The organism is Lysinibacillus sp. 38-6, from assembly GCF_046245175.1.
In the GTDB taxonomy this organism is placed as follows: Bacteria; Bacillota; Bacilli; order Bacillales_A; family Planococcaceae; genus Lysinibacillus.
This window is the reverse complement of sequence record NZ_CP176417.1, coordinates 3,833,597-3,851,737: the sequence shown is the minus strand read 5'-3', so window position 1 is coordinate 3,851,737 and position 18,141 is coordinate 3,833,597. Positions and strand designations below refer to the sequence as shown.

Below are 18,141 nucleotides of genomic sequence, written 5' to 3'. Positions count from 1 at the left end.
TTTAATGCCCCCTAATTAGAATAGGTTCTCTTTCTAAATAGTGTATATACGATTGTAAATCCACTTCATCGGACACAAAAAAAACACGACCGCCACTCTCACTACCTGCCCTTTTTAAAGGCGAAATTCGAACATAACCAATGTCACGATTGCTTACATATCCAGTAACGTAATCAGGATCATCTGACCAACATAATTCAGCAATCGTAAACGGAGAATTGGCTACTTTCGTTGCCAAAGCTAGCGCTTCACGGACACGCTCATGAAGATTTACATTCGCGTCTTGCCAATCCATTCGTGATACTCGAACGCCTTTAATCCCACGGTCGTCAAGCCGCAAGCCCGTTTTACTATGAAGGATGATGGCCCCACGAAGATTTTGACTGCTATTCAATAGATGAAAAGCAATATTTTGTGCCTGTTGCGAAACACCTACGGAAGTTAATAAATCCCGAGCTTCACTATGAGCCTTTTCAATTGAACCTACATCAACTGTTGTTATTTCTAACGGTGGCAAATACTGTATTTGATGGCGCGACATTTTTTCAACGGTAATTTGAATAAAATCAGCATCTCCACGAGAATGATTACTTGCTTTGTGTAATAACTGATTTACGATTGGCTCTATTTGAACTTTACTCCCTATCCGCTCACCACCAGATACATGCTTTTCGCCTACTTCCATATTTCTTTGAGCCGCACGCATTCGAATGCTATAAAATGTTTTTGACATGATGTTCACCTGCTACTTTCCTATTAATTGCATGTAATATTTTTGTTATGGGATAAACGCTGACAGCCGTAATGACCATACCTGGAATCGCCAAAACTACTAACGGCAAAAACGGTGTCCCTAACGTAAAAGCCAAGCCAAACCTAGCAGCTATTGTGCCAATCGGCCCCGCCACAACGAGTACCGGAATTGAGGTTCCCAATAAAGCGATGATTAGACCAACCGTTAATCGAAAAATTAAGGAAATCTCCACATTTAAAATCGAGTGGATGCCTAGTACAAATAAGATGAAACTTGCAATAATCCCCGCAAGAAAATATCGTTTAAATCCAAATACTGCTGCAATCGCAACGGCAATCGGTGCTGATAATTGAAATTCAGACCCGGGGATACCTGTTGGAATCTTAAACATCCCTGTAACGATAATAAGACAAGCCAATAATGATATTTGGGCAAGATCATATGTAGAAAAACTTCGCATCATCCTATCCTCCTTTTTTACTGCTGTTTTGTGTTAACTATAATAATTATAAAGTTAACACAAATGCGGATAGTAGAGTAGAAAAAAATTTTACTACTTGTTTTCTTCACTAAGTAAACGCATTACGAGCACATGTACTAGATGACAAGAATCAGGCTCCAATAAAAAAGTGGGGCTAGCTCATCGCTAACCCCACCTAAATCGCTTTATAAACTATATTTACAAAGCTTCTATTATTTTACCCAGCCTAAAATCATTTCTCTTAATAATTTACTTGCCGTATTCGCTGTCATTTCTGATGTGTCATAGATTGGTGCTACTTCAACTAAGTCAAAGCCAACAACGTTTACACCACTTGCTGCAATTGCGTGAATAGATGCTAGTAATTCTTTAGCTGTAATACCGCCACAATCTACAGTACCAGTACCAGGTGCATGTGCTGGATCTAGCACGTCGATATCAATAGTTACATAGACATTGCGCCCTGCTAATGTTGGTAACACTTCTTTTAACGGCTCTAGTACTTCAAATTTTGAAATGTGCATGCCATTTTCTTTCGCCCACTCAAATTCTTCCTTCATTCCTGAACGAATACCAAATGAATAGACATTTTTTGGACCGATATGCTCGGCAATTTTTCGAATTGGTGTTGAATGTGAAAGTGGCTCCCCTTCATATTCTACGCGTAAATCTGTATGCGCATCAAAGTGAATAATCGCTAAGTCATCGTATTTTGCTGAAACTGCCTTCATTACAGGCCAAGACACTAAATGCTCGCCGCCCATACCAACAGGAATTTTGCCATCAGCCAGTAGCTTTTCGATAAACTTTTCAATTTCATCTAAAGAACGTTGTGCATTACCAAAAGGTAACGGAATATCCCCAGCATCAAAATACTTCACTTCTTCTAATTCGCGATCTAAATATGGGCTATACTCTTCTAGACCAATCGATACTTCACGAATTCGTTGTGGGCCAAAACGTGAACCAGGACGGTAGCTGACTGTCCAGTCCATTGGCATACCATAAATAACTGCCTGCGCATCCTCATATGTAGGATGACTTTTTATAAAAACATTTCCTGAATAAGCTTCATCAAATCTCATATCTAGCCTCCATTAATTTCTGAACTTCCTATGAAATTCATTTTTTATAGTCATTACACGGTGAGGACTTACAGGATTGTAATGAAACCTCACTCCTAAAATCCTCGTATACATTATTGGAACGTCTAGCATAATTCGTTTAAAATCTACAAAGTGCAATGTTTTAGTCGAAAGCTAGCGTTTTATATCAGTACAAAAAAAGTATAGATGTTTTTGAATAAAGTGCAATAGTTTTTGCTTACAATTCAGATTAAAGAAGATTATTCAGACACATACTAAACGCAAGTTGTTAGAAAACGAGGTGAAGTCGAATGAAAAGAAAAATCTATCAACGTAAGCAAAAGCGTGTGAAGCGTTCACGCAAGGTGCTTACACTTTTTGTCGCCTTTGCATCTGCAATAGTAGTCGCATTTATTGCCCTACGCGTCTATGTTCAAGTGGCTGGTGCACCGCCTTTAACTGTGCCGAAAGCCTCTATATTCCTAGATGAAAACGAGAACCAAATAGGAGATCATTTTACAAATGAACGTCGCTATTGGGTTGATCTTGATGAAATATCACCCTATTTAGTACAAGCAGCAGTGGCCGTAGAAGATAAAGATTTTTACAAGCACGGTGGATTTGACTTCTCTCGTATTGCTGGTGCGTTATTAATTGATATTAAAGCCGGAAGTAAAGTGCAAGGGGCAAGTACAATCACCCAACAATATGCTCGAAATTTATATTTATCTCATGAAAAATCTTGGACTCGAAAAGCAAATGAAGCATTGTATGCTTATAGATTAGAAGTTTTTTACAGCAAAGATGAAATATTAGAAGGTTATTTAAACACTGTCTACTATGGACATGGCATGTATGGTGTAGAGGCAGCTAGTCGCTATTATTACGGAAAATCTGCCAAAGACTTAACGTTAGCAGAGGCAGCAATGCTTGCGGGAGTGCCAAAAGGGCCGAGTATCTATTCGCCCATTGCCAATTTTGAAAAAGCAACAAATCGCCAGCACGTTATTTTAAAACTGATGGCTGATCAAGGTGCGATTACGCAAGACGAGAAAACACGGGCAGAAGAGGAACAACTTGTCTTAAAGAACGATACGTGGGTTGCTTCTAAATCGGTTGCACCGTATTTCCTAGATGTTGCATGGCAAGAAGCAAGTGAAATTCTCAAAGCAAAAAATCTTGATATTAGCGAAGGCGGTTGGACAATTCAAACAACGCTAAACGTTGGCCATCAGCAAGCAGCGGAAGAAGCGGTAGCTAAAAATATGCCTGCAAATGACTTGCAAACAGGATTCGTTAGTATGCAATCAAAAACAGGGGCAGTTACAGCACTTGTTGGCGGAAGAGATTATGCCACTAGTACATTTAATCGCGTAACACAAGCAAAGCGTCAACCAGGGTCGACGATTAAGCCGGTGTTATATGCCGCAGCATTAGAAAATGGCTATACACCTTTAACATTTTTAGATGTAGGACCAACAACGTTTACGATTGATAATGGACGTAGTACTTACTCTCCTAAAAACGTCAATGGTCAATTTGCAGACCACAACATGACGATGGCACAAGCGATTGCGATTTCTGACAATATTTATGCCGTGAAAACTTTAGAAGATATCGGTTTTAAAGCGTTCCATAATATAGCAGACCGCTTCGGTATAAATCTTGGTACGAAGGACAATTTATCGCTTGCCCTCGGAACAATGGAAACAACACTGTACGACATGACAAATGCGTATAATATTTTAGCTTCACAGGGGCAAAAAACAGAGCCAACAACGATTATCTCTATTAAAAATGCCAATGGAGACGTTATATACGATAATAAAAATATTGAAAAACAGGATGAAACAGTACTTTCAAAAGAAAATACTTTTATTCTAACAGAGATGATGACGGGCATTTTCGATCCTGTCTTTAGTGATTACTCGCCTGCTACAGGGATTAGCATTCGTTCACGGATGACCCATACGTATGCCGCAAAATCTGGCTCCACTAATAGTGATCAGTGGCTAATCGGCTTTACGCCGAGCTTAACTGCTGGCGTCTGGAACGGCTACGATCAAGGGAAAAACCTCTCTGCGAAAGAAGATACGGCGGCGACAAAACAAATCTGGATCGACTTTATGGAAACCGTCAATAAAGGAACTAAAAACGAAGATTTCACAAAACCTAAAGGCATTAAAGGTGTTGTTGTTGATATCGAAACAGGTAAACTGGCAACAGATGCCTGTCCTAAACAACGTCTCGTTTATTTAGAAGCCAAAGATGTACCAACTGAAAAATGTACGAACTTTGATATTTTAGATAGCAATACATGGGGAGAATTTTGGAATATGCTGCCGTTCTTCAAAAACAAACAATAATGATGTGCAACCTTTTCCCCATATGGTCGTTTAATGTAATATATAACTCTCGACAAAGTATAGATATAAAGCGAAAAAGAAAAGCTTTCTCTTCCCCGGAGACTTGTCCGTGGGAACAGAAAGCTTTTCTTATTTTTGGCCCATGAAAGGATGAGAATCATGGGGCATTCGGCTTGGGTTGTTCAAATGCCGCATAGCACTCATCACAGTCTTGGGACCAAGTGTCCTAGCTTACTAAAATGTAAGCTCTGAATCAAGTGTACTTTTTTTCATATCTACTTTCAACCTAATATCGAAAGCGATTGCAAAATGTCACAGATTGTTCAATCATTTTAGTTCTATTATACAAATAAGTCTTGACGTAATTGTTCTTCACTACGTCCCCAAAGATCAGGATTCAGCTCTTCTAGGAAAGAAGCTAACACTTTTTTAGAAGCTTCATCCATATGATCAACAAGTATTTGTCGTTTCATCGACTTATCCATTTTGTTAACGTGATCAGCTAATATTTTATAACCTCGACGTTTTTCACGATTTACGACCATTTCACAAGCTGTTACACCTGCATAGTAAGGTCCATCCGCTTTATGGTCTATCGTTACCCATACTAACCAGTAAGGTTTTCCACCCTCTGAATCCGCACGATCAGTCGTAAATTTAATGCCTCGTTCAATATCACTGCGCGCATGCATTGCTCCAATTTCTACTGAAGCTCTACCCTCTTCTATATCAATAATGACTGGTGATACGTTTTCTAATGAAAGCGAACCGATACCAAATCCTTTATGGCCATCTGTAGGGTCATTTTTTATAATCGTAAAGCCCATTTTTTGTTTTGGTTTCTCTTCATTTGCCATACTTTAATTCCCTCCATTCTGCTATTATAAAGTAAAGCATATTCTTGCGCTTTTGTGCATAAGTAAGAAGTTTATTATTTCTTATAAACTTACTATACAACATAATTCTAAAAGGAGGCACTATTATGCCATACGTAACAGTAAAAATGATTGAAGGCCGTACAGAAGAACAAAAACGCGCACTAGTAAAAGAAGTAACAGAAGCCGTTTCACGCACAGTAAACGCACCCGTTGAAAACGTAACAGTTTTCATTGAAGAAATGTCTAAAAACCATTACGGTGTCGCAGGCGTCCGCTTCAGCGATAAATAATAAGCACTGGGTAGAGCAACATACTGCTCTACCCTTTTTTAGTCTTTACTAGGTCTATCGGCGATTCATAGCTTCACCCGCGATTTCCCGGGTTCTATCAGCGATTCACAGCGTTTTACCCGCGATTTTCACTTACATAAAGGGAGGTGACTCTACATTTATGAAGAAGCTCAAAAGAATATTACTTATTTGTATGCTGGTCATTGGTTTATTACTAATTTTTATTAATCCCATTCAACATGCAGTGATTGCTCATTTAAGTAAGCAACTAAATACGATCGATACTAGTGCAGAAGATTTGCAAAAGAACAATCAAGCAACAGCAGATTTTGAGTTTGAAGACGTTCAATCCCTTTCCATAGCAGAAGTGTTAAAAGCTCAAACCCAAATTGATCATTTACCTGTCATCGGTAGTATCGCCATTCCGAATGTGGACATGAACCTTCCAATCATCAAAGGCGTTGGCAATGCTGCTCTCGCAGTCGGAGCCGGCACGATGAAAGCTAACCAAAAATTCGGCCAAGGAAACTACGCCTTAGCAGGTCATTATTTTGAAGAAAAAGATATATTATTCAGCCCCTTATATAAAGCCAACATTGGGGATGCCATTTACATGACCGATTTAACGAATATTTATGAATACAAATTAGTTTCAAAAAACATTATCGCTGCTACAGATGTGTATGTCATTGATGATATCCCGAATGAAACTATTTTGACCCTTATTACATGCGCTGATAACGGCACAAAGCGCCTAGCAATCCGTGCAGATTTTGTGGAGCAATATCCGCTTGATCATGCGCCTGCAAAACTATCAGAAGCCTTTTAGTATAGGAAAACCCCCAAGACTTTTTTGTCATGGGGGTTTCTTATTGTTCTTTATTGCATTTCTATATTACGACGACGCAAGAAGAACAATGCACCTAAAACAAGCACTACACCAATAAGTGAAAGACCTGTTTGAGTTGCTCCATCTGTTTGTGGCAATTTACCTTGTGCCTTCAGTTGGGCTTCCAAACGTTTAGCATCTTCCTTGATTTTGTTAATATCAAGTGTTTTTGCTACATTCGCCTGTTCCTCTTGTGATAATTGATTATATTTATTGAGGAAGTCCTTATACGCATCTAGCTTGTCTTTCGTTGCAGTAGAAGGATTGTAAGGCGGTAAGTTTTTCCCTTGCTCAATCACATCTTGAACAGATGGCTTCGACGTTCCTGGTTTTCCAGGACTCGTTGGATCTTTTGAATCTGTTGACGGATTACCTGGATTTGTAGATGGCTTCTCTGGGTCAACTGGCTTGCCAGGATCCGGATTTGGTTTGTTCGGATCTTCTGGGTTACCTGGATCTGGTGTCGGCTTGTTCGGATTTTCCGGATTGCCTGGATCTGGTGTCGGCTTGTTCGGATTTTCCGGATTGCCTGGATCTGGTGTCGGTTTGTCCGGATTTTCCGGATTGCCTGGATCTGGTGTCGGCTTGTTCGGATTTTCCGGATTACCCGGATCTGGTGTCGGTTTGTTTGGTTCTTCCGGATTACCTGGGTCTGGTGTCGAACCACCACCGCCTCCGCCTGGTAATGCAGGTTTTACTAGTGCCGAACATGTATCTTTTACTGTGAATGAACCAATGAAACGGCTTCCTTCATAGACATTGTACGTACCTTGTTGAATTGCTTTGTTTGGTAAAACAATTGTACCAGCAACACTTGTTGTTAAAATGTCATTACCGTCAGCATCTTTCACAACATTGCCTTTAGCATCCTTCACCGTCACTTTAGCATTAGCTAAAGGTGTGCCAAATGCCGTTTGTACAGTTAATGTAAATGACGGACATGCAGGTGCTGCTGAGATTTCCGCTTCGCAATTAATTGAATATTGCACTGTAATTTGGCCAATATATAGATCCCCTTGATACACATCATAGTCACCCGATGGAATATCTGTAGATGGAATCATAATTTGTCCAAATTCATTTGTTTTGTTTGTGGCAATAATAGCTCCATTTTTATCCTTAATAATGATATTGCTAACATTCGGGCGAATATTTCCATCTTCATCTTTCACCGTTAACGTAAATTGTGGACAAGAAGGTGCTGGTTGCACTGTCGCTTCACAATCAATATTCGATTGGAAAGTTCCAATTACTTTACCATCTACTTCAACTGTATAAACGCCCGGCTCTAAATCTTTTAATTCAACAATACCGTTTGTTGTCGTTTCAGTAGCAACATTGTTTTTATCTGCATCTTTCACTGTTACAGACGTGCCGTCAGCAACTAATTTACCGTCTACGTCTTTTACAGTAAGATTGAATGATTCGCATTTTGGTGCTTGTTTTACAATAAATTCGTGACCACAGTCTTCTGCGTACGTTAAATTCACTGTACCTAAGAATAAGTTACCCTCATAAACCGTATAATTCCCAGGTTTTACGCCATCTGTCGGATTAATTTTATTTGAATCAAAAATAAACTTGCCAGAGGCATTAGGAGAAACTTTTACTTCTGAAGTCCCTGATTTTAACGTTAATTCTTTAATGTCTGTACGAATATTGCCTGCTGTATCTTCAACTGCAATCGTGAAATTATCGCATTTTGGTGCTGGTTGAATACTTTCTCCACATTCATCATTGTACTGGATTGTTATCGTCTTCAACGTTTTACCATCGTAAATAACATCGTACTGACCTGCCTTCACTTCGTCTGGGGTAAATGAAATTTTACCGTCTGTACGTGGAATATCTATTGATATATCTGTTGCCTTGTTAACTAATGTTACTTCACCTTTATCTGTTAAGTTTCCGTCAATATCATATACCGTTAATTCGTACTTGGCACATTTTAATGGACTTTCTGGTTTATTTGCGATTTCAACAATTTGTTTGCCTGTAAATGTACCTGATGTTGCTTTGTTGTTACGATCTAATGTAAATTTCACATCTGGATTTTCAAACCCATCGATTTTTGTTTCTTTTAATGTGTATTGACCTTCAGCTAACTTTAATCCGAAATCTAATACACCACTAGCATCTGTTTTTCCGCTAATTAAAGGTTTATTACCTGTATATTGGCTATACAAAGTAAACTCTACATCTTTCATTACCTCGCCAGTCGCAGCATTCGTTTTTACAATAACGAACGGTACTTTAACTGTTGATGCTTGGTTACCATATTTAAAATTAGCAATTGACCAGCTATCATGTCCACTTGTTTGAGTGCCACCTAGATATTTTACTTCTACCTCATTTGCAACTGTAGAACCTGAAGTGCCAGTAAAAATTGTTTCGTATTCTACATAGTACGCTTCTGTTACTTTTCCTAAATTAAGCGTGAAAGTACCATTTCTCATATCTACATTTAAGGTATACTCACTTGGATCTAAAAGTGTCTTATTTTGCGTTGGATCTTTTGGAGTTTTTCCAGTCAATGCAACTTTATATACTTTAAATGTATCTTCTAAAATCATTTGTTCAGGATTACCCTCAATATCTTTTCCAACAGTATCTGTAATTTCTACATTGTCTAATGTTGATTGGGCGTAGTTAAATTCAAAATTCCAATTTACTGCCGCTGAACCTTGCGCTGCTTGTTTACCATTTTTATTTAAAATTTTATTTGTATGGCTTACATTAACAGTTTTTGTCCATGAAGCATTCTTCCCCGCATCACTTGTTAAAGCAGCTGTATTTGTAATGCTTACTGGACTACCATGGGGGAGAATACCATCAGCATCTACAGATTCATAAGTTACTTTAACAGGACCTTGTATATTTCCTAATGCAAGCTTGATTTCATTCTTTTTACCCGAGTCATTCGATATTGTTAGTGTTTCTTTCTCTTCGAATATACCACTTGCATTTAATACACCTTTTTTTACTACAATATTTTGTACTTCTTGTGTGTCTGGTAATATATCTTCAAAAACTGCATTTGTTAATGCGTTGTAGTTAAAGTTCAATTCGACATCCCAGTAAAATTTCTTTGTTGCATAATCATAGTAACCGTTTTTTTGTCCATTTGCCTTTTGCTCATCTTTGATTTTTTGCTCATCGGAATCGGATGTTGCATTAGGTAAAACACTATTTGTCATTTGTACATTATTACGATATTGAATTTCATTTGTTCCAATATGTTTAATATCATAATTTGTATCGTACGTAATTTCGATGCGCTTATCCGTTGCTTTGGTTAAAGTAATTGTAAAGCCATTTTTGTTATTATTGACTAACGTGTAATCCGTATCTTTAACTAATGTGTTACTACCTTCGATTACCACTAATGTATCTTCTATTAAAGATAAGTTTTTATCGGTAAAAGTATCAGTAAAAACTGTATCTTTAGCCAAACTATAACCAGCTTGGTTCGCTATAATTTTCCATGACATTTCCTTCTTATCATAGTCAATACCATTTGTAGATTTTTTTAGTAATAATTCTTTTTGCAAATAGGTTGTACTATTCGAAATGGATGTTATCATATCGCTACGTTTTACAGTGTTAGTTACTGTAATGTCAGACGTAGGATAAATATCTGCTTTTGGCTTTGTTTTGTATTTAATTACATATGGCTTTGTAACATCATTACTAAATGTTAATTTAAAACCATTATTAATCGGTTTATCGTCAATATCTGTATAAACTACATTAGCAGTAATATCAGCCGGAGTCGTACCATCTGCCATAAACACCTGTACTGTTCCTACTAATTCTTGACTATCTGTCCAAGCATCAGTCAATACTGCATTATCTGAGGTAATATTACGGTTATTAAAGTTGTAATTAATTGTCCAAGTTGTTTCTAAATTCGTAGCATTTGGACCCTCATGTGATTTGGCTAATGGTGCACCAAAATTCACTGTAACTTTTTCAGAATCAGATTTCCCATTATAAGTGGCATCATTTTCAAAATCGGCTTTATCAACATTACCTGGGTCACCTACTTCAGTTTGATAGGTAATGCGGTAAGCTGTATATTTTTCATTTGGCAATTCAATTGTCATACGGTCATTATCATCTTTATCCTTAACAAAGGTTGTTTTTGCAAGGACACTATCACTAGAATCAGTGACCGCTCCATTAGGTAATACCTTTAGTTTGGTAATGTTTACTGTATCTTGTTTAAAATTATGTGCACCTTTTAAAGTGTCAACAAATTCTGTAACACCTGTCGCTTCATTAACACCTAAATCTGTATTAACTGTTACTGTCCAGTTAATAAATTTACTATTTTTCCCGCCATTATCTGCTGTACCTGATTTGCTAACAGTATCACCACTATTAGGCTTTGGTTGGAAATTCAATTTGACGTCTTCTACGCCGATTAAACTAATGGTTTCATCCCATTTTGTATTACCGCTAGCAAAGTCAGCTTGTATCATAAAGAAAGCATTTGGTTCAAGTGCTACACCTGTTCCAAAACTATCTAGTAATGAATCATTAAAGGTAATAATAATGTCATTTCCATTTTTTGAGATTGTACCTACATCCCCATATGCCGTTCCAGTTGGGAATGTGATATTTTCAAAAATAGCTGGTAAAGTGTACGTCAATGTTGTACCTGGACCATACTTATGTCCTGCTTCAAGTTCTAGATGAAATTCAAACTCTGCAGATTGACCATTAGTAACATTAATACTTTCATTTGAACTAACTACTTCGTTATTTACAGTAAATTTAACATTTTTTATGACTTCAGTTGGCATGATAGGATCGTACGTTGGTGGTGTAGTTTCATCCAATGTTTCTACACTTTCGTCTTTTTCTCCAACCTCACCTACTTCTTCATTTCCCCCTGGTGGTGTACCCGTTGAATCATCCGCATCTTCAGTAGTAGAATCTGCATCTTCGCCCTCAATTTCACCAGACGAATCGCCCGCCTCTGCTAAAACAGTAGTTCCTTCATCTGTTCCTTCATCTGTTCCTTCATTCATTCCCTGCTCTGTAGATGTAGGCAAAGTAGAACCCAAATCATCCGCAAACACAGAAATCGGTGAAAGTACGGTTTGGAACACAAGCAATAATGTAATGATGGCTAAATTTAATTTTTTCATGTTTCTCTCCTTTTCTAAGTTTAGAGAGATTCCTATTGGCGTTTGTTGACGACATCGCAAGCTTTCTACCTTTGAAAACTTTGCTCAAACATTCGGTTTGCCCCTCTTCCCCTTAAATAACTCGTCGTCGTTGCGAATACATTTAAAACCGTCTGACACGGTGTCTATTATCATGTTGTCAACTCATTGTGTTGATTAACAGTTGTATGTATCCTAAGCTGATGTGACGCCTCTGATAATAGAATGGCCTCACCCCCCTTTTAGGTTTTATTTCATTATAAGAAGCTTTTCTAAACAAATTCTAAACATTACCATTTATTTCATTATAATTCCCTAATTGCTATAAAAACGTTTCAACTCCATGAGAAATTACACATAACAAAAAGCACTAAACTATCACTATATTCAAGTGAGTTTAGTGCTTTTATATTATATATACACAATCAAGAGTTTGTATATCCCTGATTTAGATATATTTTCTTAGTATTTTTTCATTTTACTTGTAATAATTTTAAAATTTGTTTTTTTACTGATTCTTGTGTACTGGTATCTTGTAATATATCGAGTGGAAAATACACTTTATGATCTCGTTTCATACGACCTGAAATGGAATCAACGATAATAGATTCGCGGGATAATTCACGTAATTCTCCGTTTTTCATTTCTAAAAAGATAGGAACACGTACTTCTTCCTCACCTGGGCGGTAAAAATCGTACGGAAGATCCGCCGTTGTATCATGAACTAGGTAGTATTCTGGATCGATGCCTGCTTGTGTAAATAAGGCTTGTAGCTTTTGATATTTTTCTAGTTCTACACCTGGATCTAAATCGATGTACTGGAATAGCTTACGATTGACAAAACGGCGACTTAAATCACGTAATATCACGTCTTCTTCTTGCATCCATAATTGAAAATATGTAAAAAGAATACTTTCATCGAGTGCAAGATAGTCTTCTAATGTAATGGAGTCTTGGAAAAAAGCTAAAAAGTGTGTTGGTTCATGCTTAAACTTGTAGCCCGCTTTGCTTAATTGCTTTGCACGTTTTAAAATATTATTTAAAATAACTTCTGCGCTACGAGATACTGGGTGGAAATAGATTTGTAAATACATTTGATAGCGACTCATAATATAATCTTCTACCGCATGCATGCCCGTAGCTTTAATGACTACTTGGTTTTTACGGGGGCGCATGACGCGCAAAATGCGCTCCATATCAAAATGACCGTAGCTGACGCCTGTAAAATAGGCATCTCGCTGTAAGTAGTCCATTCGATCGGCATCTATTTGACTTGATATTAAGCTAATGACCTGTTTATTCGGATATGTTTTTTCAATTACTTGCGATACTTTCTCTGGAAAATTAGGTGCTACTTTTTTGAGCACTGCATGCACTTCTGTATCCCCAAGTAAAATTTGTCTCGTATAATATTCATGATCTAACTCAAATACATTTTCAAACGCATGTGAAAACGGGCCATGCCCTAAATCATGTAATAGGGCTGCACAAAGCACTAGTAGCCGCTCGTCCTCGTCCCAATCTGGGCGACCTACAAAAATATCATCGACAATACGACGCACTATTTCATATACACCAAGTGAATGACTAAATCGGCTATGCTCCGCTCCGTGGAATACTAAAAACGTTGTGCCAAGCTGGCGAATTCTACGTAAACGTTGAAATTCTTTTGTCCCTACTAAATCCCAAATAACTTGATCTCTTACGTGTACATAACGATGGACTGGATCTTTAAATACTTTTTCCTCTTGTAATTTTGCCTCTGCATAATGTGTCATTTGTACAGCACCTCCATTTCATCTTTCTTCTATTATATGCAAACATTATAGAACTAGCATAGAGATTGCACTGTAATTCAAGACTATCAACCGAATCAAACGTAATGCTTTACTTTATTTAGGTTACGTTCACTAAAACAAAAACTACCTTCAGCCATGTGAAGATAGTTTTTTATTACTTATTTTTTAATTTCGCTAAAACTTTTTCCATTAGTTCTTCTTCTGTTAACGCAGCAACAGGACGACTATTTACAAATGTAAATGTTTTTTTACGACCTGGGCCACAGTAAGAATGACACCCTATTTCGATGGTTGCATCAGGATCGATTTCCTTTAATTTTGGAATTAACGTTTTTAAGTTAACGGCCTGACATTCATCGCAAACTTTAAATTCGTTTGCCATTTTGTCAACAACCCTTTCTATTTAGTATTTTGTTTCATCATATTTTTAATGTCCGCATAACCTTCACATATTTAAGTATGCAGTATACGCACAAACCTACATCCGGTATTGTATCGTACTTTTCCCCTTGTATTCAAGCATAATTCCTTCCACATGGATGAATAAAAGGTTAAAAGATTGGTCATGCTAGACATAAATAAGGAAGTTCCAAATAAAGGTGGGAGGAAATTAAAATGAGTAAAGTTAGACAAGATGCTTGGTTAGAAGAAAACGATGAATTGCTAGCAGAGGCAGTTATTCGTCACGTTACGGAAGGTAGTACACAATTAAATGCTTTTGAAGAAGCCGGTGATGCGTTAAATCGTACAGCTGCTGCATGTGGTTTCCGCTGGAATGCCGTTGTTCGTAAAACCTATGAGGAGCAACTAGCTGAAGCGAAAAAGGAAAGAAAAGAGAGAATGCGAGTGTTGGGTGCACCAGCAAGACGCCGTTCCTCAAATATGTTTACAATAAATAATAGTGATACAGATAGCAAGTCAATTCCACTATCTGCCCTATCTCTTGATATTGTCATAGCATATTTACTACGTTTACAACATTCTGGTGAAATAGGTAATGAGTCTTCAAAATGGAGACAGCTTGTGCACGTAACCTCTGAGAAAAATAAAAAACTAGAGAAAACAATTGCGCAGCTAGAAGAAGAAAATCGAGCTATCCGCAAAGATTACGAACAATTTGTGCAAATTATGAACCGTGCTAGACGCCTTGTAACGCTAGATGAAGAGGAAGAACGTATTGCTCCTGTTTTTAAAATGGAGAAAAACGGCAATCTAGTTGCGAGCGGTCCAAGCTATCAATCAGAAAATGGCGATGTGCTTAGTTAGCACCATCGCCTTTTTTTGCTAGAAAATAAGCTACGATTATTATTTTAATGCAAGCATTTTGGCATTTCGATCGAACACTCGTTGTAAGTAAAATGCATATAGTTGTAGTTCTTCATCATGAAAGGGCTCTAAACGCACTTCATCTGCTAATGTCATAAGAAGTTGCTGTAACCGAATAACAACATCTTTTACAGTGAATGTTGCGTTTAGTAATTCACTTAATGAAGCCATTACTTCCGGTATAATTTGGGGATACGTAAATTTCGTTTCCTCGCCTCGTAAACTTTCACTGTAAAAATCACGGATGAGCGCTGCACGTTCTGCACCGCTACCTTCAATACATAAATAAATTTGCACCGCGACACCTTGTCGCAAGCGTCTTTGCGAAATACCTGCAAACTTCTTTCCTTCAATACTTAAATCATAGGACCCTGGACAATAGGAGCCGACAATTTCATAGGCTTCCATTTTATCAGCAGCTTCCGGAAATAATGCTTTGACAAGCGCTACCATTACTTCATAGCCATCATTAATGCCCAAAGTCTTTGTTTGCTCAGATAACACAATAGAAATATTAAGAATGCCTTCATCCAATACAACTGCAAGACCACCTGAGTTGCGAACAATCGGATGATAGCCTCGTTCCTCTAGCAACGCCATACCTTGCTGGACATAAGGTAAGCGATGATCTTGAATGCCGAGTACAACCGATGCATCATGTACCCAAGTACGTATCGTCGGTGGTGATTCGAGTTGTCCTACTAAATGACATAACGTATCATCTGTAGCAAATGATTCGAGTGGTGTGCTGTTTTTTAAGCTAATTGATTGATCATAAAAACGCCAAATGGGCTGGTGTAAATTACTGTTCATTTATTTTAATGCTCCTCTATTTACATCTCTTCTCTTTAGCATACAGTATCCATTGAAGGTGTCAAATTCGTGAAATTCTATCATGAATTTAGGGATTTTGTACAAACTATGATAAACTGAAATAAGAATTATTTTCACTTATAAAGGAGTGCTTTGAATAATGAATGAAGCAGCAATTACATTAGATGGTTGGTACGCTTTACATGATTTCCGCTCAATTGACTGGGCTTCTTGGAAACTTGTTTCCGCTGAAGAACGTCAAGCAGCAGTAGAAGAATTTATTGCGTATTTAGAAAAGTTAAATGAAGCAGATGTTGCTAAAACTGGGGCTCATGCTTTTTACGCGATCGTTGGTCAAAAAGCCGACTTTATGATTATGACATTACGTGAAACAATGGATGAATTACAAGAGCTTGAAGCGGAGTTTAACAAATTAGCAATCGCTGATTTTACAATTCCTACATACTCCTATGTATCAGTTGTCGAGCTTTCAAACTACTTAGCGGGAGAATCTAACGAAGATCCTTACCAAAATCCACATGTTCGTGCACGATTATACCCAGAACTTCCTCGTTCTAAGTATGTTTGTTTCTATCCAATGGACAAACGTCGTCAAGGTAATGATAACTGGTATATGCTATCAATGGATGAGCGTAAGTCTTTAATGCGTTCTCACGGTATGATTGGTCGAGGCTATGCTGGTAAAGTAAAACAAATTATTACTGGCTCTGTTGGCTTTGATGATCACGAATGGGGCGTTACATTATTCGCAGACGATGTATTACAGTTCAAAAAATTAGTATACGAAATGCGTTTTGACGAAGTATCTGCTCGTTATGGTGAGTTCGGTGCATTCTTCGTTGGTAACCTACTTGATAATGATAAATTAGTGAATTTCCTGTCTGTAAAATAAAAAAAAGCGAGTCCATATATAACGGGCTCGCTTTTTTATACTTCGTTTTCCTCACTATATTCCGACTCTACTATTAAAATAATGGCATGAATAAAAAAAGCAAATAGAATCATTAGAAACACTAAATACCAATCATAAGGCTGATCATAATACTCAGCAATCCCTACCGCCATGAATGCACTAGCGATTATGGCAACAAACATACTGAAAATACGCATTGTATTACTCCTTTATGAAAGCAATAATCATTTCATCTTAGTATGTCACAATGTATTTTCAATATACTTGCAAATCAAAAGTTTTTTCATTAAAAATCACAAATAACTATTAAAACATCCCTTAAAACAATCTACAGAAGTTAATAGGGTGCAACTTGCTCAATTTCGAACAAGAAACACCCTATCTTTTGCTATTGTACTTTTCTACTTCACGAACTTTCATCTTTCACTTTTAAAATGATAATAATCGTATTAATGAAAAAACCAACTACGATTATTACAATAAAAAGATACCAATGGAGAGGTTCACCATAAATATTCCCAAGCAAAAATGCTAGCACAGCACTTAATAAAATCCCAATCCAAACACCAATCTCCATTACCTTCCACCTCACATGTAGTAATACACATGCAATTTTCTATCTACATCCCCCTCATAAAGAGCCTTGGCGACAGATTTTAGCCGAACATATACGTTATAGCCTGTAACAACCGCAGGCCCCTTAAACTCAATTCTTTATAGAAGTGCAGGCTTCTGCTAAAACAAGTGCACTTTTTTCTATTTTTTCTTTACCCTATTTAAATGGAGTCTAAAAACTCCTATATTTCTACGGACTACTCGTTATTACTAATATATGCTTCATTAAATTGAAACGTGAATTTCTTTCTTATCTGAAATTAAACATGTCTCCAATACCTTCATGCATATACTGGTTGCGAGGAGGTTTGAAAATCGCTGTCATAAAGACGAATGATGCACAAACAGCTTTGCTTGCAAGGCTTATGCGCTCGGAAGCTGAAGGCGAAGGTGAATTGGGCATGCTGATGGTCGGCAATGTTGGCGTCAATCGTGTACGAGCAGATTGTCTAGATTTTGGTGATATTCGAACACTCGAGCAAATGGTTTATCAACGACCAGGGGGGTTTGAAGCAACAACAAAAAGTTATTTTTATCAACGTGCACGTGAACAAGACATTCGCTTAGCAAAAAGGGTTATTGAAGGTGAAAGGTTTCATCCGGCTACTCGCTCGCTATGGTTTTTCAGACCTGAGGGTGACTGCCCTGCACAATGGTATGGTCAGTGGAATTCGGGACGCTACAAATCGCATTGCTTCTTCTCACCTACTGAAGAGGATTGTCCTCAAATTTAAATG

Annotated in this window: 16 protein-coding genes; 6 read left to right on the top strand and 10 right to left on the bottom strand. The window is 37.6% G+C overall.

Annotated features, from left to right (window positions below):
- Position 1: 1 nt before the first annotated feature.
- The 3 genes from bioW to speB all read right to left on the bottom strand — a co-directional run bounded on the left by bioW (position 2) and on the right by speB (position 2,320).
- On the bottom strand, positions 2 to 733 hold the full coding sequence (gene bioW / locus ACKVEV_RS19505) for a 6-carboxyhexanoate--CoA ligase (RefSeq protein ID WP_409367864.1): 732 nt from the start codon (positions 731 to 733) through the stop codon (positions 2 to 4).
- Positions 714 to 1,217 carry a hypothetical protein gene (locus ACKVEV_RS19500; protein ID WP_409367862.1) on the bottom strand — a complete coding sequence of 168 codons (504 nt, stop codon included), beginning with the start codon at positions 1,215 to 1,217 and terminating at the stop codon, positions 714 to 716. Before ACKVEV_RS19500 ends, bioW begins: the two co-directional genes overlap by 20 nt.
- A 230-nt stretch (positions 1,218 to 1,447) precedes the next feature.
- The gene (gene speB, locus ACKVEV_RS19495; protein WP_409367861.1) at positions 1,448 to 2,320 is read right to left on the bottom strand and encodes an agmatinase; all 873 of its coding nucleotides are present in this window, start codon (positions 2,318 to 2,320) and stop codon (positions 1,448 to 1,450) included.
- Between the two features lie 311 nt (positions 2,321 to 2,631).
- On the opposite strand from speB, the gene ACKVEV_RS19490 reads away from it, so the two are divergent.
- A complete protein-coding gene (locus ACKVEV_RS19490; RefSeq protein WP_409367860.1) occupies positions 2,632 to 4,686 on the top strand; it encodes a transglycosylase domain-containing protein in 2,055 nt (684 codons plus the stop codon).
- 341 nt (positions 4,687 to 5,027) lie between these two features.
- On the opposite strand, the gene ACKVEV_RS19485 is transcribed toward ACKVEV_RS19490, so the two are convergent.
- The gene (locus tag ACKVEV_RS19485; protein WP_409367859.1) at positions 5,028 to 5,543 is read right to left on the bottom strand and encodes a YwhD family protein; all 516 of its coding nucleotides are present in this window, start codon (positions 5,541 to 5,543) and stop codon (positions 5,028 to 5,030) included.
- A gap of 125 nt (positions 5,544 to 5,668) precedes the next feature.
- On the opposite strand from ACKVEV_RS19485, the gene ACKVEV_RS19480 reads away from it, so the two are divergent.
- Both ACKVEV_RS19480 and ACKVEV_RS19475 read left to right on the top strand, forming a co-directional pair.
- Positions 5,669 to 5,854, top strand: a complete 186-nt coding sequence (locus ACKVEV_RS19480; protein ID WP_024362848.1) for a 2-hydroxymuconate tautomerase — start codon at positions 5,669 to 5,671, stop codon at positions 5,852 to 5,854.
- Between the two features lie 160 nt (positions 5,855 to 6,014).
- Complete coding sequence (locus ACKVEV_RS19475) at positions 6,015 to 6,683, top strand: class A sortase (RefSeq protein WP_409367858.1); 669 nt, start codon at positions 6,015 to 6,017, stop codon at positions 6,681 to 6,683.
- A gap of 50 nt (positions 6,684 to 6,733) precedes the next feature.
- Here the strand turns inward: ACKVEV_RS19475 and ACKVEV_RS19470 are convergent, their stop codons facing one another.
- The 3 genes from ACKVEV_RS19470 to ACKVEV_RS19460 all read right to left on the bottom strand — a co-directional run bounded on the left by ACKVEV_RS19470 (position 6,734) and on the right by ACKVEV_RS19460 (position 14,098).
- A complete protein-coding gene (locus tag ACKVEV_RS19470) occupies positions 6,734 to 11,899 on the bottom strand; it encodes a collagen binding domain-containing protein (protein ID WP_409367857.1) in 5,166 nt (1,721 codons plus the stop codon).
- Between the two features lie 491 nt (positions 11,900 to 12,390).
- Positions 12,391 to 13,695 carry an HD domain-containing protein gene (locus ACKVEV_RS19465; RefSeq protein ID WP_409367856.1) on the bottom strand — a complete coding sequence of 435 codons (1,305 nt, stop codon included), beginning with the start codon at positions 13,693 to 13,695 and terminating at the stop codon, positions 12,391 to 12,393.
- Positions 13,696 to 13,870: 175 nt separating this feature from the next.
- Entirely contained in the window at positions 13,871 to 14,098 is a 228-nt protein-coding gene (locus ACKVEV_RS19460) for a DUF1450 domain-containing protein (protein ID WP_024362844.1), read from the bottom strand.
- 233 nt (positions 14,099 to 14,331) lie between these two features.
- Between ACKVEV_RS19460 and ACKVEV_RS19455 the strand changes: the two genes are divergently transcribed.
- Entirely contained in the window at positions 14,332 to 14,982 is a 651-nt protein-coding gene (locus ACKVEV_RS19455) for an RsfA family transcriptional regulator (RefSeq protein ID WP_409367855.1), read from the top strand.
- Between the two features lie 39 nt (positions 14,983 to 15,021).
- Here the strand turns inward: ACKVEV_RS19455 and ACKVEV_RS19450 are convergent, their stop codons facing one another.
- On the bottom strand, positions 15,022 to 15,855 hold the full coding sequence (locus ACKVEV_RS19450; protein ID WP_409367854.1) for a biotin/lipoate A/B protein ligase family protein: 834 nt from the start codon (positions 15,853 to 15,855) through the stop codon (positions 15,022 to 15,024).
- Between the two features lie 160 nt (positions 15,856 to 16,015).
- On the opposite strand from ACKVEV_RS19450, the gene hemQ reads away from it, so the two are divergent.
- Positions 16,016 to 16,768: a hydrogen peroxide-dependent heme synthase gene (hemQ, locus tag ACKVEV_RS19445; protein ID WP_401010850.1), complete on the top strand. Its 753-nt coding sequence runs from the start codon at positions 16,016 to 16,018 to the stop codon at positions 16,766 to 16,768.
- Between the two features lie 35 nt (positions 16,769 to 16,803).
- Here the strand turns inward: hemQ and ACKVEV_RS19440 are convergent, their stop codons facing one another.
- Together ACKVEV_RS19440 and ACKVEV_RS19435 are read right to left on the bottom strand one after the other, a co-directional pair.
- Complete coding sequence (locus ACKVEV_RS19440; protein ID WP_409367853.1) at positions 16,804 to 16,986, bottom strand: hypothetical protein; 183 nt, start codon at positions 16,984 to 16,986, stop codon at positions 16,804 to 16,806.
- Between the two features lie 209 nt (positions 16,987 to 17,195).
- Positions 17,196 to 17,366 carry a hypothetical protein gene (locus ACKVEV_RS19435; RefSeq protein ID WP_409367852.1) on the bottom strand — a complete coding sequence of 57 codons (171 nt, stop codon included), beginning with the start codon at positions 17,364 to 17,366 and terminating at the stop codon, positions 17,196 to 17,198.
- A 346-nt stretch (positions 17,367 to 17,712) separates the two neighbouring features.
- On the opposite strand from ACKVEV_RS19435, the gene ACKVEV_RS19430 reads away from it, so the two are divergent.
- Entirely contained in the window at positions 17,713 to 18,138 is a 426-nt protein-coding gene (locus ACKVEV_RS19430) for a cell wall hydrolase (protein WP_409367851.1), read from the top strand.
- Positions 18,139 to 18,141 lie beyond the last annotated feature (3 nt).